17 protein-coding genes are annotated in these 15,135 nt (G+C 54.2%); 4 read left to right on the top strand and 13 right to left on the bottom strand.

The genetic code is table 11. From position 1 onward, the window contains the following. The first annotated feature begins 49 nt into the window (after window positions 1-49). Window positions 50-781 (top strand): uroporphyrinogen-III synthase, encoded by a 732-nt coding sequence (locus tag H7846_RS10055; RefSeq protein WP_255460534.1) that lies wholly within the window; start codon window positions 50-52, stop codon window positions 779-781. 262 nt (window positions 782-1,043) lie between these two features. Here the strand turns inward: H7846_RS10055 and nth are convergent, their stop codons facing one another. Both nth and H7846_RS10065 read right to left on the bottom strand, forming a co-directional pair. Then, on the bottom strand, window positions 1,044-1,739 hold the full coding sequence (gene nth, locus H7846_RS10060; protein WP_186691832.1) for an endonuclease III: 696 nt from the start codon (window positions 1,737-1,739) through the stop codon (window positions 1,044-1,046). A gap of 3 nt (window positions 1,740-1,742) precedes the next feature. Continuing rightward, on the bottom strand, window positions 1,743-2,546 hold the full coding sequence (locus H7846_RS10065) for a chlorite dismutase family protein (protein WP_186691833.1): 804 nt from the start codon (window positions 2,544-2,546) through the stop codon (window positions 1,743-1,745). A gap of 75 nt (window positions 2,547-2,621) precedes the next feature. Here H7846_RS10065 and H7846_RS10070 point away from each other — a divergent pair, with 75 nt between their 5' ends. Both H7846_RS10070 and H7846_RS10075 read left to right on the top strand, forming a co-directional pair. Beyond that, complete coding sequence (locus H7846_RS10070; protein WP_186691834.1) at window positions 2,622-3,260, top strand: DedA family protein; 639 nt, start codon at window positions 2,622-2,624, stop codon at window positions 3,258-3,260. A gap of 206 nt (window positions 3,261-3,466) precedes the next feature. Beyond that, a complete protein-coding gene (locus H7846_RS10075) occupies window positions 3,467-4,810 on the top strand; it encodes an inositol-3-phosphate synthase (protein WP_186691835.1) in 1,344 nt (447 codons plus the stop codon). A gap of 76 nt (window positions 4,811-4,886) precedes the next feature. Here the strand turns inward: H7846_RS10075 and H7846_RS10080 are convergent, their stop codons facing one another. Genes H7846_RS10080 through H7846_RS10105 form a run of 6 tightly spaced genes read right to left on the bottom strand, consistent with a single transcriptional unit; the run spans window position 4,887 to window position 9,334 of the window. After that, a complete protein-coding gene (locus H7846_RS10080) occupies window positions 4,887-5,192 on the bottom strand; it encodes a hypothetical protein (RefSeq protein ID WP_186691836.1) in 306 nt (101 codons plus the stop codon). Beyond that, the gene (locus H7846_RS10085; protein ID WP_186691837.1) at window positions 5,189-6,331 is read right to left on the bottom strand and encodes a flagellar basal body P-ring protein FlgI; all 1,143 of its coding nucleotides are present in this window, start codon (window positions 6,329-6,331) and stop codon (window positions 5,189-5,191) included. Before H7846_RS10085 ends, H7846_RS10080 begins: the two co-directional genes overlap by 4 nt. Window positions 6,332-6,349: 18 nt before the next feature. Then, window positions 6,350-7,099 carry a flagellar basal body L-ring protein FlgH gene (locus H7846_RS10090; protein WP_255460535.1) on the bottom strand — a complete coding sequence of 250 codons (750 nt, stop codon included), beginning with the start codon at window positions 7,097-7,099 and terminating at the stop codon, window positions 6,350-6,352. Then, a complete protein-coding gene (locus H7846_RS10095) occupies window positions 7,096-7,629 on the bottom strand; it encodes a flagella basal body P-ring formation protein FlgA (RefSeq protein WP_186691838.1) in 534 nt (177 codons plus the stop codon). Before H7846_RS10095 ends, H7846_RS10090 begins: the two co-directional genes overlap by 4 nt. Window positions 7,630-7,635: 6 nt before the next feature. Further along, complete coding sequence (flgG, locus tag H7846_RS10100) at window positions 7,636-8,424, bottom strand: flagellar basal-body rod protein FlgG (RefSeq protein ID WP_186691840.1); 789 nt, start codon at window positions 8,422-8,424, stop codon at window positions 7,636-7,638. Between the two features lie 16 nt (window positions 8,425-8,440). Next, window positions 8,441-9,334 carry a flagellar hook-basal body protein gene (locus H7846_RS10105; protein WP_370561238.1) on the bottom strand — a complete coding sequence of 298 codons (894 nt, stop codon included), beginning with the start codon at window positions 9,332-9,334 and terminating at the stop codon, window positions 8,441-8,443. Here H7846_RS10105 and H7846_RS10110 point away from each other — a divergent pair. Beyond that, on the top strand, window positions 9,325-9,714 hold the full coding sequence (locus H7846_RS10110) for a response regulator (RefSeq protein WP_186691842.1): 390 nt from the start codon (window positions 9,325-9,327) through the stop codon (window positions 9,712-9,714). The genes H7846_RS10105 and H7846_RS10110 overlap by 10 nt on opposite strands. Window positions 9,715-9,786: 72 nt before the next feature. On the opposite strand, the gene H7846_RS10115 is transcribed toward H7846_RS10110, so the two are convergent. The 5 genes from H7846_RS10115 to lysA all read right to left on the bottom strand — a co-directional run bounded on the left by H7846_RS10115 (window position 9,787) and on the right by lysA (window position 15,113). After that, the gene (locus tag H7846_RS10115) at window positions 9,787-10,734 is read right to left on the bottom strand and encodes a hypothetical protein (protein ID WP_370561239.1); all 948 of its coding nucleotides are present in this window, start codon (window positions 10,732-10,734) and stop codon (window positions 9,787-9,789) included. A gap of 184 nt (window positions 10,735-10,918) precedes the next feature. Next, a complete protein-coding gene (ftcD, locus tag H7846_RS10120) occupies window positions 10,919-11,845 on the bottom strand; it encodes a glutamate formimidoyltransferase (RefSeq protein WP_186691844.1) in 927 nt (308 codons plus the stop codon). 36 nt (window positions 11,846-11,881) lie between these two features. Continuing rightward, entirely contained in the window at window positions 11,882-12,613 is a 732-nt protein-coding gene (locus H7846_RS10125) for an acyloxyacyl hydrolase (protein WP_255460536.1), read from the bottom strand. Between the two features lie 90 nt (window positions 12,614-12,703). After that, the gene (locus H7846_RS10130) at window positions 12,704-13,444 is read right to left on the bottom strand and encodes a YebC/PmpR family DNA-binding transcriptional regulator (RefSeq protein ID WP_186691846.1); all 741 of its coding nucleotides are present in this window, start codon (window positions 13,442-13,444) and stop codon (window positions 12,704-12,706) included. Window positions 13,445-13,820: 376 nt separating this feature from the next. Further along, window positions 13,821-15,113, bottom strand: a complete 1,293-nt coding sequence (gene lysA, locus H7846_RS10135) for a diaminopimelate decarboxylase (RefSeq protein ID WP_255460537.1) — start codon at window positions 15,111-15,113, stop codon at window positions 13,821-13,823. Window positions 15,114-15,135: the final 22 nt, after the last annotated feature.

Consider the following 15,135-nt stretch of genomic DNA (forward strand, 5'->3'; position numbering starts at 1 on the left):
CAATAACGGTGTGAGTTCTAAGAACACATTGGCAGGGAAGCGAGTCTTAGTGACTCGTGCCTCAGGACGGGTATCCGAACTGGCTGCTTTGCTTACCGAAGAGGGCGCAACTGTCATCTCCCTTCCGACCATCCAGATCATCCCTCCGGAGTCCTACGCTGCTCTCGATACAGCTCTCGAACAGCTCGACCGCTTCGACTGGATCGTGTTTACCAGCATTCATGCGGTTGAGGTCTTTCTCAGTCGCAGGAATCCAGCCATCGCTCCCGGACAGATCGCTGTGATCGGACCGGCTACTGCAAAGGCTGTGGAGCAGGCAGGTCTTTCTGTATCCCTTCTGCCACCTCGCTACATCGCCGAATCTCTGGCTGAGGCCCTTGTCCCCAGGGTCGCGGGCGGACGTATTCTAATGATCCGTGCAGCCGAGGCTCGCGACATCATCCCCGCCGCCCTGATTCAGGCGGGAGCAGAGGTCACCCTGGCCGAGGCTTACCGAAACCAGATTCCCCCGGATGCTTTGGCAAATCTCAAGCAAATCTTCCAATTTCCTGCGGATCGGCCAGATATCATTACATTTACCAGCGCGTCTACAGCGCGGAACCTAGCTACGCTGCTCGAAACCGCTCAATTGTCCATTCCATCGCACGTCATCCTGGCTTCCATCGGCCCCATCACCTCCCAGACGATGCGCGATCGCGGTATGGAGCCTGATGTAGAGGCAAGCGAAGCGACGATCCCTGCACTCGTCCGGACGATCTCCAACTACTTTGCGACTCGATGACGCTGTCAAGTCTAGAACTGGCCTAAACCGCAGAATCCAAATGAGATTCAGGATGCAGAAGGTCGGTAGGCATTTTGTTAAAATAGAAATAGAGCCACAAAAACGGCTACGACTCTGCCTAAGGCCTGAGTGGAGTCCGGAGGACAAAGCGACCATTGATATGGTCACCCTATCGCATATATTGCTAAGCCTTAGAGGAAAACGAAGTACGAACCTAAATCACAAAGATTGAATACTTTGCGCAATATATGGCGGGGAGGGGTTAGTCGGGGTGGGAGGTCCACGTCTTGTCCGCTGAGTAACAAAGCTTCTCCAGTGTGCAGTCGGCGCAGCGTGGCTTTCTGGCGATACAGACCTGTCTTCCATGGTGGATCAGCTCATGTGAAAAATTGATCCAGCGATTCTGCGGGATGATCTTCATCAGGTCTTTCTCGATCTTCTCCGGCTTCGTCTCCTGGGTCAGCTCCAACCTCCGGGACAGTCGCATGACATGCGTATCCACAACGACGCCCACTGCAATGCCGTACCAGGAGCCGAGCACAACATTGGCAGTTTTGCGGGCCACTCCTGGAAGACGAAGAATCTCTTCCATGGTTTGCGGAACCTTCCCGCCGAATTCATTGACGAGAATCTTAGCGGCTCCTTGAATGGACTTTGCCTTGTTGCGAAAGAATCCGGTCGTGCGGATTAGCTCCTCAATCTCCGACAGGGAAGCAGCAGCCATGGCCTTCGGAGTTGGGAATGCTTTGAACAAAGCTGGTGTGACTAGATTGACCCGCACATCAGTGCACTGCGCCGACAGAATGGTCGCGACAGTAAGCTCCCACGCATTGCAGTGATGCAACGCGCAGACAACTCCCGGATAAGTTTTGGCCAGGATGTTTAGGATCGCTTCAATTCGCTTCGGATCAAGCGGATTCCGAGCCACACGCTTCCTGACTGTTTTTGCGATTGCCATCGATTAGCCCAGGCGATCCAGCATCTCCTCGGCAGAAACACGCACACAGCTGAAGATCGGCGTGTCCTTGAGCGTGTACATGCTGGCTTCCGTCTCGCGAAGCTGCTGCACTAAGTCGAGGAAATCTTCAGGGAAGTTTGTCTCGAACGCGACAACAAACTCCTGATCATCGAGACCGAACGAGTAGGTTGTATTCAGCTTGACCCGAGGATAGGACAGGCCGACGCGGATATGCTCGTCCATCAGCCGCTTGCGCTCATCCATCGGCAGCAGATACCACGGGCGGGTCTTCCAGAAGGGATAGATGAAGATGTACTTCTGTCCGCCGGGACGAATCGCTCCGCGGCCCTCACCCTCGCTCTCATCGGGCCGGTCGATCTGGTATTGCGAGCGTTTCGTCATCGCCAGGAAGTTATGCGGAGCAGTTAGGTATCCCCCTAGAGGAGTAGCCAGCAACTCGCTACGCATCTTATTCATCTCGTCGACGGCATAGCCGATCGACCAGACGCACATATCAACATCTCCACGTGTGCCCACGGTTGAGTAGGTCAGCGAAAGAAACTCGCCGGGCTTGCTCCACTTTGCCAGAACTGCTGCAAAAGCCGCCTTGTGCGCAGAGCGCTCTTCGGCAGGGAGACGCTTCCACTCCGGCATGATTTTGTAAAAGCTGAAGGCCACAATTTGACGCTTGACGGGCTTCGAGGGATCATGCGGCTGTGCGCCATAGCTCGAAGCGGGGCGCCCCGAGCCCTGCGGCGCGGCGGATGAATGTGCACTTTTCTCTGGAACGACAGCGGTCTCTGACATCTTCAAACTCTCCTGAACACTTTTAATGCTAACGCAAGCAGCCGGTTGCCGCTCGACCGCTATACTCAAAGCTGTATGTCCGAGAAGATCCTTGCTACTCTTGCTGGCTTTATCATTGCCGTCATCTCCGCTGGAGGATACGCCGGCGTTGCATTGCTGATGGGCATTGAGTCAGCGTGTATCCCGCTACCTTCTGAAATCATCATGCCCTTTGCGGGGTACCTCGTGTACACCGGCCAACTCAAGCTCTTCTGGGTAGCAACCGCCGGAGCCATCGGCTGTAACCTCGGCTCCATCCCGGCCTACTGGCTCGGCGCCATTGGAGGTCGCCCGGCGATTGAGCGCTTCGGCCGCTATGTTCTGCTCAGCCGACACGATCTTGATCGCACGGAACATTTCTTCCAACGTTTCGGTGGAATCACCGTCCTGATTGCCCGTTTGCTGCCGGTCGTTCGCACCTTCATTGCTCTACCTGCCGGCATTGCGCGTATGCCACAGCTCCGATTCCATATCTACACCTTCGTTGGCTCTTGGCCGTGGTGCTATGCGCTTGCTTATGTGGGAATGAAGCTGGGAGATCATTGGGAGAACGATCCGCGCTTCAAAGAGATCTTCCATCGTTTCCACCTGGCGGTGGAGGTGGTTCTCCTGGCCGGCATTCTCTTCTTCGTCTACACCCATTGGAAGAACCGAATTAAGACTGAAGAAGCATAATTTTTCTATTTTTACTTTCTTACTTTACTCAATCTTGACTGATATTCATTTCGCTCGAGATAGCGGCCAAAACGCGTTACCGCTAAAGCATCTTTAGCGTTTACTCCTGAAGAATTGGACGCTTTATTTGCATCCTCTTCGGTGCTTCTCCATACTGAGCCTGCCGTTATACGGAAAATCGGAATATGGAAGGGTACTCGCGAGGCATGTCTACGACACAAGCTGAGAATAAGGAAGCAACATCCAGCATTAAACCGGCACAAGGAAAATTAGGCGTCATGATTCCCGGCATGGGGGCCGTTGCTACAACCCTGATCGCTGGGGTTGAGGCAGTCCGCCGCGGGATGGCTCTCCCCATTGGTTCTACGTCGCAGATGGGAACCATCCGCCTGGGAAAACGGACAGATTCGCGTAGCCCCCTTATAAAGGATTTTGTCCCTCTCGCTCCTCTCGATGATCTGGTTTTTACTGGCTGGGACATTTTTGGCGGAAATCTTTATGACGCCGCCAAAACAGCGCAGGTTCTCGATAATGACCAGCTTCAGCAGATGCGACCTTTTCTTGAGTCCATTGAACCGATGCCCGCAGCCTTCAACCAGCACTATGTAAAACGTCTCGAAGGCAAGAAGGTTAAGACTGGAAAGAACAAATGTGACCTTGCCAATCAGATTCGCAATGATATCGCTGAGTTCAAGACCAAAACAGATCGACAGGTGATGATCTGGTGTGGATCGACTGAGATCTTTATGGAGCAGGCGCCAGTTCACCAAACCCTTGCTGCTTTTGAGAAAGGGCTTGTTGAAGACGACCCGGCAATCACGCCTTCCATGCTCTACGCGTGGGCCGCGCTGAAGGAGGGAATACCATTCATCAATGGAGCGCCGAACCTCACGGTAGATATCCCCGCACTCAACGAACTCTCGCGCAAGATGAACGCTCCGATTGCAGGCAAGGACTTCAAAACCGGCCAGACCTTCATCAAGACAGTGCTCGCGCCTGCGTTCAAGGTTCGTAATTTAGGGGTCTCCGGATGGTACTCGACCAACATCCTTGGAAATCGTGACGGAGAGGTTCTTGACGATCCTGAGTCGTTCAAGACTAAAGAGGTCTCGAAGCTCGGCGTACTTGAGTACATCTTCCAGCCCGAGCTTCATCCAGAGCTTTATAAGGACCTCTACCACAAGGTGCGGATCAACTACTATCCACCGCGTGGAGACAACAAGGAGGGTTGGGACAACATCGACATCTTTGGTTGGCTGGGCTATCCCATGCAACTCAAGGTCGATTTCCTCTGTCGTGACTCTATTCTGGCGGCTCCGCTCGCACTCGATCTTATCCTCTTTATGGATCTTGCAGCGCGCACGCCATCGCTTCGCGGTCTTGGAATTCAAGAGTGGCTCAGCTTCTACTTCAAAGACCCCGATTCTGCTCCAGGTGTCTATCCAGAGCACGATCTCTTTATCCAGAATATGAAACTGAAGAATACGCTTCGCCACATTATGGGGGAAGACTTAATCACGCACCTGGGGCTGGATTACTACGGCGATTAGATGTTTCCTTAATCATCCAAAAGCGGTTCGCGAGATCTTCGCAGCCGCTTTTGGATTTGCAATCAACCTTTACGAATCATCGGTTGTTTTTCTCATGTTCTGATATGACCTGTTGAATCACTTTCCGAGCAATGCCGAGACCGCCACTTTTTGAGATTGCAGTTGCAACAGCTTCTACGCCAAAACTGTTGATGGTATCTGCTCCGCTATCAGCGTCTGTATTACCGCTCCAATAGTTTTGTTCATCGTTGGAACGCATCGGCTTCAACAGTTCCTGAAGAAGCATTCCTTCAAACTGTTGCGCTGCGTCCACCAGCTTGCGGTCTTCTGCCCCTTGGCTACGAGCAAGGGTTGAATGTGTCGTAATATTTTGAACAATCATTGGACCTCTATCTCAGCTTCCAGTGCTCCTGCGGATTTCATCGCCTGCAAGATCGAAATCACGTCTCTTGCGGACGCTCCAATAGCCTGGAGGCTACGCACAAGATCATCGACTGTGGCGCCTTGTTTTAAGTCAATACGATTGACGGGCTTATCCAAAGCGTCGACACTCGTTTGCTGTATAACTTCTGTCCGTCCTCTCGAAAATGGGCCGGGTTGGGAAACCTGAAATTCATTGACAACATTAACTGCGAGTCCGCCGTGAAGAATGGATACAGGTTGTAGTACTACGGTTCCGCCGATCACGACTGTCCCCGTCCGTTCATTAACGATGACTTTGGCTCGCGGATAGATGGGGACCTCAATCGATTCGACTTGTGCCAGAAATGAGGGGATCTCTTCGCCAGGATTTGCAGTGAGGACGATTCGTCGACTGTCGATCGGATGCGCTACAGCACGGTTCAAGGTGCGGTTGATCGCAGTAGCGACTGCTTCAGCGCTGCGAAAATCCGCATCATTGAGAAGCAGGGAAAACTGAGCCTTATCCGCTATGTCCAGCGGAACTGCTCGCTCCACAATCGCTCCGAAGGGGATTCTGGCGGTGTTGGGATGGTTCATCTGTTTGGTATTTCCATTTGCAGTAATTGCGTATCCACCAACAACGAGAGGCCCCTGGGCCTGGGCGTAGATCTTTCCGTCCGCTCCGTAAAGCGGAGTCATCAGCAGAAGGCCGCCTTCCAAGCTGCGTGCATCTCCAGCAGAAGAGACCGTAACATCGAGCTTCGTTCCAGAGCGCGAGAAGGGAGGCAGCGTGGCGGAGACAAAGACTGCTGCGAGATTCTGCACCCGGATCGAGCCTGCAGGAACGCTTACCCCCATCCGCAAAAGCGTAGACACCAGCGTCTGAATCGGGAAGGTGGTTTGCTGACTATCTCCTGTGCCTTGCAGGCCGACGACGATTCCATAACCGACGAGTTGGTTATCCCGGATGCCTTCAATCGAAGCAATGTCTTTCACTCTTGCCAGTTTCTGTCCTGTCGCAGAGTCAAAGGCAAACAGCGGCCCCGTAAGAACTAATAGGCACGATATGAAGAGCGTTTTGCGCAGAAGCAGCCTCTTCTTTGTCTGTATCACTTCCATTCAGCAATCTCTTTTCAGTTAGAAGATCAATGCCTTTTGCAACAGCCTGACGATAACGTTGGGGCGATGGGTGTAATCGGTAATAATTCCTTTGCCTCGGACCTCTAACTCCAAGCTGGATATCGCGGTAGAACGAATCTGATTCTGCTGAGAGATATCTTCTGGGCGAACAACGCCACGCAGAACGATGGTCTGTGTCTGTTGGCTGAACTCGACCTGGCGAGCAGCTTCGATCACGAGCATTCCGTTGGGAAGAACCTCAACAACGTGTCCACCGAGGATCGTGCTAAGACTGGAGTTCGTTGCGCTGGTGCCTTGTGCATTCAACCCAGAGGAAGAGTTCTGGTTGACGAGATTCTGTAGCGCATTGCCAGCGTGCAGGTTCCCGAAGAGACCGGAAACCTGTGAGTTGGCATTGGACGCTCGTGAGTTCTTTACAGTTCCGTCAGTAGATGCTGCAAGGTTTTCGTCTACGATGACAGAGATCAGATCGTGCGGACGCATCGCTCGGACATCGGCCATCATTCGTGTTAGACGGCCACTTTCAATCCAGATTGACCCCTGCGCTGCCTGTACTGCGGAGTTTTCAGCGCGGACCCGTGCAAGATAGGTTTCGAGCGATGCTTCAGCAACATTAGTCTTCGTGCGAGCCTGGCCCTTCTCGTTGAGCGGTTGTCCGATAAAAGGCAGAGCAGAAAACATGGCGAGCAGAAAGATGGTGGCGTTTTTCCATACGCCAAGTCGCTTCGAATTAATGAATACCTTCATGGAACCAACTCCACGTTTCGTGGACCGCGAACAACTCCTAGCATCGTCTGTTCGCGTCCAGTGTCGAAGCCAGATCGGAGCAGCCTCACACGTATTCTGTTGCCGACCGCGCCGTTCTGTTCGGCTCTGCCGGCAATCTCAACGTGAAGGTTCTGATCCTGTCCCCATAGCTGCACGAGATCTCCGGCATGTACCACAGGAAACGGCAAGAGGCTCGTCGCACGAAACTGCGAAGAGATTGTCTCTCGGTCTGGCTTTGATATCGCGAAGCTGATCGAAGGATGTTCGGGGTGATCGCAGCTTGAAATGACGGCCCAACGTTGATTCAATACAGGATCCCATCGTGTTGCAATCACTCGATAGTTTTCTCCATGCTCCAACATCGTTGATGTGCTCGACGGGAGGGCCATCTGAGCAGCCAAATCAGCCGGACTATTACAGACAGACTCTCCTGCAAATGCAATCGAAGCGCTTCCAACTGTCATTACAACGATCAGGAAACTTGTCGAAACTATCGATGGGAATTTCATGACGATCTACCGAACCAGTCCATTGATCTGCGAGTACATATCGTCGGCGACGTGCACAACCTTTGAATTACTCTCGTAGGCGCGCTGAGCAAGAATCATCTGCACGAACTCGGCAACGACATCGACGTTCGAGCCCTCAAGGTATCCCTGCTGCAAAGTCCCCATACCGGTGTTGCCGCCTGGGGTATCTGCAATGGGAACGCCCGAAGCATCCGTCTGAAGGAAGAGGTTTCCGCCGATTGATTGCAGTCCGCCTGGGTTGGCAAAGGTGGCCAACTGAATGGTCCCTAGTTGCGTCGGAGTCGCCTGTCCAGGAATGGTCGCAGAGACAATGCCGTACTGCGAGATCATGACGTCTTTGGCATTTGAAGGAATCGTGATGGAAGGGATTACCGGATCGCCGTCTGCGGTGACAAGCTGACCCTGATTCGTGGGATGGAAGTTTCCTGCACGCGTATACGCGATGCTCCCATCGGGGCGTGATACCTGGAAGAATCCACTCCCCTGAATCGCAATGTCATAAGTATTTGACGTTTGATTGTAATCTCCCTGCGTCATGATGACCTCAGTTGCAGCCGAACGCGTTCCCAGGCCGACCTGCAGGCCAGCGGAGGTTGTCTGCTGAGTCTGCGGAGATCCAGGAGTGATCATGTTCTGATAGATCATGTCCTCGAACTGGAGTCGCCTGCGACGAAAGCCTGCGGTTGCTGAGTTTGCGAGGTTATTCGCTACGGTATCCAGATTGGCCTGCTGGGCACTCATGCCGCTCGCTGCTGTATAAAGTGCTCGAATCATCGTTTTCTCCTTAGGGTCATACGCGTGACAGCTCTGTCGCGGTTTTGTCGAACTCGTTATTGAAAACGCTGAGCGCTTTCTGCATCATCTCGGCTTGTCGTTGCACAAGCACAAGCTGCATCGAGCCATGAATCGCATCCTGGTTGGCTCCTTCAATGGCACCTTGCTCGATCGTTCCTTTTGCTGCCAGGGGAGTTTCATCGTTCGCGACGAAGCGGTTTGCTCCTTCTGCCGTCAACGCATATCGGTTTTTGAAATCGAAGATCGCGATTCGGTCAACAAGAACGCTTCCTTGCGGAGTCGATACCGAGACGTTTCCATCCGGAGAGATATGGACATCTCCTGATGGAATGGTGATGGGTTGGCTTCTGGCATCGAGCACCGGCTCGCCGAGGCTGGTTTCGAGAACGCCCGTAGAAGAGCGTCGAAAATTTCCATCGCGTGTATAACGAATGCCATTGGCCGTTTTAATAGCGAAGAATCCGTCGCCTTGGATCGCCAGATCGAGCGGGTTTCCCGTTGCGACGATCTCTCCCTGCCCCAGATCGATTGCGTTTCCACCCAGAATGCCGAAGTCGTTTACCGTGCGGCCGACCTGGGAATCCGCAGAGGAGTTTGGCCAGAGGCTATCGACCAAAACGCCGCGAAAAAAATCGCGTTGAGCGCGAAATCCATTCGTCCCTGCATTGGAGAGATTATTGGCTGCAGTATCGAGTGCTTGGGTGCGGGCCATCAGCCCGGTATATGCCGCATAGAGTCCGCTATCCATACCAGCGAGTGAAGCAGCTGGTTTGCCAAAACGAGGATATCCAAGGTTAGAGAGAGTTAAGCATCCTCCGCTCAAGCCTTGCTGCGATTCGGCCGATAGAGGTTCCAGAGCAACAGAGATGTGGAGGGGAAGTGCGAGCACTCATTATTGACGATTCAGCAGTGATGCGAAAAGTGATTGAACGGGCTTTGCGTCAGTCCGGTATAGAGATTCATGAAGTCTTGGAGGCTTCTAATGGGGAAGAAGCCCTGGAGGTTTTGCGCAAGGAATCTGGAAACCCGGCAAAGATTGGGCTGATTATCAGTGATATCAATATGCCCATAATGGATGGGCTCCAATTTCTGGAGGCCCGGCGGGACCAGCAACTGGCCGTTGGAGTCCCGGTTGTGATGATCACGACGGAGGGGAGCGAGCCCTTTGTGCTCCGAGCCATCGCAGCAGGAGCGCAAGGATACATCTGCAAACCTTTTACCGCAGAACAGGTCAAAGCGCGAGTGCTGCCTCTGATCGAAGCAGCTTGATTTGGGTCGGCGATTGGGCAAAATTAAAAAGGGTGCGGTCAGCACCCTTTTTAGCAAGTTGAGAGAATGTCGTTAGCGAACGACCGATTGGAAGAGTGGAGAAGTCAGCAGGCTGGCGAACTGACTATCCGAAGAGGAGTAGGAGACCGTCAAAGTACCAGAGTTTGAATCGATTGTTGTTTGATCGAGTGCGCTCTTCTCGAGCGGATTCCCCTGGGTCTTCTTCAACAATGACACCCCTTTGAGCAGGGTAGCGCAGGTGGCTGCGGTCATTGTGTCGCTCATGACAACAGCCATGTCGAACTTGACCCCATTCTGAAAGTCCATCGTATAGCGCGAGCTCTTCATTCTGTTACGAACCGTGTCGTAATCTGCCAGCTGCGAAGCTTCTCCCAGAACGGAGCGCATCATGGTTTGTGTGCCTTTTTGATCCAGAAGACTCCAGACTGCCTTTTGATCGACGGATCCCATCTCATCGACCATATCGCTGTTCGAAAGGAAGTTTGGCGTCAGACCATCTCGCGCATCCAGAGCTGCCTGAAGCGCACTCTGGTCTCCGAAGACCATCGTTGTCTGATTCAGAAAGACCACGTTCATGCCATTTGCGCCCATCGGGTAGACGCTGTTATTCCGCAGCATCGTGGGCTTTACCTTGTTCTTCGCAAAATGGTTCATAATCTCGCGGGTATGGAACTGTCCCTGGGCGACGCCCAGAATGCGGGAACCTTCGGAGGAGCCGTTGCGGAAGGCTGCAAAGGTCAGGACATCTGCATCCTGGTCGACCTTCAAACCAGACGTCTTCAACGCATTTTCCAGACGCTTCAGCTCCGGAGGAAGGACCCGGTTTTTCAGTTCCATCGCGGCGCTCGAGTTCTGCATCGCGCGGTAGTCGACGGAGATAATCTGCTGAACATCGCGCGGAATGGATGACTTGGCATCACTTGAAAGCTGCGCAGCGAGACAGATGTTTGCCGAAAGCGCAATGGTGGTGAGGGGGAGAACGAACTTCGATATCTGCAACGGAAACTCCTTAGCCCGAACCGGCTGGGCTGGCCGGAAGAACAACCGGCCTTCTTTATTCTTTCCTGATTCAAAGATGCCTTGCAAGCCTTGAATTCTAGGTCTTTGGACGAAATCCAGGTCAAAACGTCTGTTGAATATTACCTGTGATATCAATCAGTTTCTGGAAACCAACGAAATGCAATTACACCCCGGCAACAGGCCAATCGAGAGGATTTTCAAGACGGCGTTCGACCACCTTGAGTTCGGGGGTGAAGTTTGGAATCCGTGTGATCCATTCCGCGCCCTCCTCGTAGGAATTCTCCGGAATCAGACCGATCAGTTCGCTGTCGTCGAGCTCTGCGCTGTGACGGGCAGCCAGTTCTTTCAAACGTACATAGACCTTCGTCATCGGAGTCGTCAGGTGATCCGTAATGTTCATGCTGACCTGTGCGCGGCCATTGGCGAGCACGCCCAGGGCCTTCACGCCATGCAGACCGCCGTTGGAGGCGCGGATGTCGCGGGCGATTGCACGCGCCGCAGTAATGTCCGGATGACGCAGATGAACGTTATATGCAATCAGAAAGCTACGTGATCCAACAACAGATGCGCCGGCAGTTTCGTGCAACTCCGGTCCGCCTATGTCTGGCCTTCGGGAGGCGTCTCGATGAACTGCATCGCGAAGGCCTTCGAACTGTCCTCGTCGAACGTCCTCAAGGTGAACTCGATCCGGACGCGCAGCGGAGGCACCGTAGAAGTAGATCGGCACACCATACCGACGCCAGATGTGCAGTCCAGCCTGGCGGGCCAGCAGGGCGCACTCCGCCAGGGTTGCACCCCTGACCGGAATGAAGGGGACAACGTCGGCAGCACCGATGCGGGGATGTACCCCTTTCTGACGCGTCAGGTCAATAAGCTCGGCGGCTTTACCCGCGCCGCGTACTGCAGACTCCATTACAGCTTCCGGCTGCCCGGCGATGGTAACGACGGAACGATTGTGTGCGGTATCGAGCGACCAGTCCAGAAGGCTGACGCCAGGGACCTGCATTGCCTGCACGATGCGGCTGACCTTCCCGGGGTCCGTTCCCTCAGAAAAATTGGGAACGCACTCGATGATGGATTCGGAGTTCATCTTAATCAGTCCTGAGCTATTGGGAGCCCGATGTTGTTACTTCCACCAGGTATAGCCAACAGAGAATTGTATGCTCGCGTTGACTCCAGGGTTTTTGTCGCCCAATGAGGCGGAGGAGATATGGATTGCATTCGCTCCGAAATCGACAGAACGTTGGGGACTGAGGAAGTAGTGAAGGCCCACGCCAAACTGTGGCGTGAAGTTCCACACGCTGGTGTTGGCAGCTGGACCGTCGTTTACCTCGTTATATGGAGGACCACCGATGCCTGGGTATTTGTGGTTGGTCCAGATCATTCCGCCCCCACCCTGCGCCCAGGGAACCAATTTCCTGTGTCCTGATCCGGTAAAGTTCCAGCGGAGCAGAATTGGAGTGATGGAGATTCCGGTATAGGCGCCTCCGGTTTTATACGGAGCCGAGCAGGCTCCTGGCGCAGTACAGGTGCGACGCTGAATCGTTGGCGTGTAGGACTGCCAGAACGGAAAGACCTGAATGCCATACTCGAAGTTGCCGTGCAGAAGGCCGGGGCCAATATCAGAGGTCAGAACCTTTCCTGCCTGACCACCGAGCATGAGAAAGCTGAAGTCGTTGCGGTCTTCCGTCAGCCCCACTCCGCCCTGGGCAAGCACCCCGAATTCCAGCGGCCGATGTGTCGGCGTGAAAGCCGACGGAGAAGCGGCTGCAGCCTGCGAGAGAGCCGGGGTCGAAGAGAGAAAGGTAGCAAGCGAAAGCGCGCAGAGGGAGAAGAGACTTCTTACAATCCTGGTCACTCGTGAGACTCCGTTCCAAAGATAAAGATGCAGGTACAGAAGAAAAGCCGCCAAAGTCGGCGGCCTTTCCAGAAGAATAGACCGCTTCGGTCAGCTGGCTACGGCAGCCTCGTCCATATCGAAGTTTGAGTAGACGTTTTGCGTGTCGTCGAGGTCTTCAAGCGTCTCGAGGAGGCGGATCATAGCATTGGCTTGGGATCCCTCAAGCTTGGTGTAGGTCGAGGCGATTTTGGTGACCTCGGCGGTCTCAGGAGTAATTCCAGAAGCCTTGATGGCATTGGAGACAGCTTCGAAATCCTTGGGGTCGGTAAGAATCTCCCAGTTCTCGCCCTGATCGGAGAGATCTTCGGCTCCGGCGTCGAGGACGATCTCAGTGAGTTTCTCTTCGTCAGATGCCGATTTGGGGACGGTGATGACCCCCTTGGTGGTGAACATCCAAGAGACGGCACCTTCAGCGCCGAGGTTACCGCCGTTCTTTGAGAAGGCGTGGCGAATTTCGCTGACGGCCCGGTTCTTGTTGTCGGTGAGGACATCGACGATGATGGCGACGCCGCCGGGGCCGTAGCCCTCGTAGGTGATCTCTTCGTAGCTGGCGCCTTCGAGCTCGCCGGTACCGCGCTGGATGGCACGCTTGATGTTGTCATTCGGCATGTTCTCAGCTTTGGCGGCGGCGATAGCGCTACGCAAACGCGGGTTGCCGTCGGGGTCGCCTCCACCGAGCTTGGCTGCGATGGTGATTTCCTTGATCAGGCGGGTAAAGATCTTGCCGCGCTTGGCGTCGAGGGCGCCCTTCTTGTGCTTAATTGTCGCCCATTTTGAGTGGCCGGACATTTACAACCTCTACTTTGATTTCTGATTACTGCGACCTTGCGATTTTAGCATGTTCGACGGGAACCCCCTCCCCCCGGGCTTAATTGCGCAAAGTATTCAAAGAAAGCGCTTTAGGCCCGTACTTCGTTTCCCCGGAAGGATGTGTTTTCTGGTTCAGAAATGTCTATTTCTATTATAGCCAGCGATTGGGGGTGGATCTGCAATGAGGAACGATCCTGTTTTGTTAGAGATGGAGGGGAAAGGGGCTTGACAGGGTTCAGAAGCAGGTTTCCCACCTTGCAGCAGATGTGGCCCGTCTGCTGCTTTACAGTCGGTGACGCGATGCAAGCAAGACTGCGCCACATTGCTCAGGGATGACACAGTATTGGGCAAGGTGTCAGAGGACTTCGGGTGCGAGTTGGTCACGCATCGTTTCGCGGCGGCGGGCGAGAGATACTTTCTTGCCTTCGACCAAAACTTCAGCGGGACGTGGGCGGGAGTTGTAGTTTGAGGAGAGGCTCATGCCGTAGGCTCCGGCGTCGAGGATAGCGACGAGGTCACCGGGTCTAACCTGCGCAATAGCGCGATCACGAGCGAAGAAATCTCCGGACTCGCAAACGGGACCGACAACATCGGCAGTGATGGTCCCTTTGCTCGACGACTGACGGACGGGAATGATCTCGTGGTGAGCATGGTAGAGAGCAGGGCGGATGAGATCGTTCATCGCGGCGTCGGTGATAACAAAGGTCTTCGAACCGTTCTTTTTGATGACGACGACGCGAGTTAGAAGCGCACCTGCCTGAGCGACGAGGAAACGACCGGGTTCAAGAAGAAGATGCGCCGTCTCGTTTGCAAGACCTTTAGCGAGCGCGGCGGTGTAGCGCTCCACCTGATGCGCTGGATCGAAGGGAGCGTCGGAATAGTCGATGCCGAGACCGCCGCCCGCATCGATGGTGCGGATATTGTGGCCATCGCGGCGAAGCTCAGCAACAAGTGAGGTGACGCGCTCAAGGGCGGAGGCAAAGGGATCGACCTTGCGAATCTGAGAACCGATGTGAACGGAGACGCCGTAGGGCTCGAGCCACTTTGACTTCGCTGCGCGGCGATAAATGGCGCGGGCTATCTTAATGTCGATGCCGAACTTATGTTCAGACAGTCCCGTCGAGATATAAGGGTGGGTTTCGGCGAAGACGTCGGGATTGACGCGCAGAGCGAAGCGGGCACGGACCTTGAGTGCCTGGGCACGGGCCGCGACGAGGCCGAGTTCCTGTTCGGATTCGATGTTGAACTGGAGGATGCCGGCTTTGAGAGCGGCGTCGATCTCCCATGCTTGCTTGCCGACTCCGGAGAAGACGACTTTCTTGAGTGCAGGTTTGTGAGCGCGACGGACGCGTTCCAACTCGCCGCCGGAGACGATATCGAAGCCAGCACCTTGGCGTCCGAGGAGCCGAAGGATCGCAAGGGAGGGATTGGCTTTGACTGCGTAGCAGACCGTGTGTGGGCGGTCTTGAAATGCCTGCTGGAAGAGCTGGAAGCGCTCAGAGATCTGGGTGGCAGAGTAGACGTACAGAGGAGTTCCATACTGCTCTGCCAGAGAAGAAAGAGGGACGGAATCACAGAGAAGGGTGCGGTTCTTATAGATAAAAGGGCGGGCGGGCGGAATGCTCTTTGATGTTGCTTTCTTCTTCAAAATTCTGACGCTCACATGGTTG

This window comes from Edaphobacter sp. 4G125, assembly GCF_014274685.1.
Taxonomy (GTDB): domain Bacteria; phylum Acidobacteriota; class Terriglobia; order Terriglobales; family Acidobacteriaceae; genus Edaphobacter.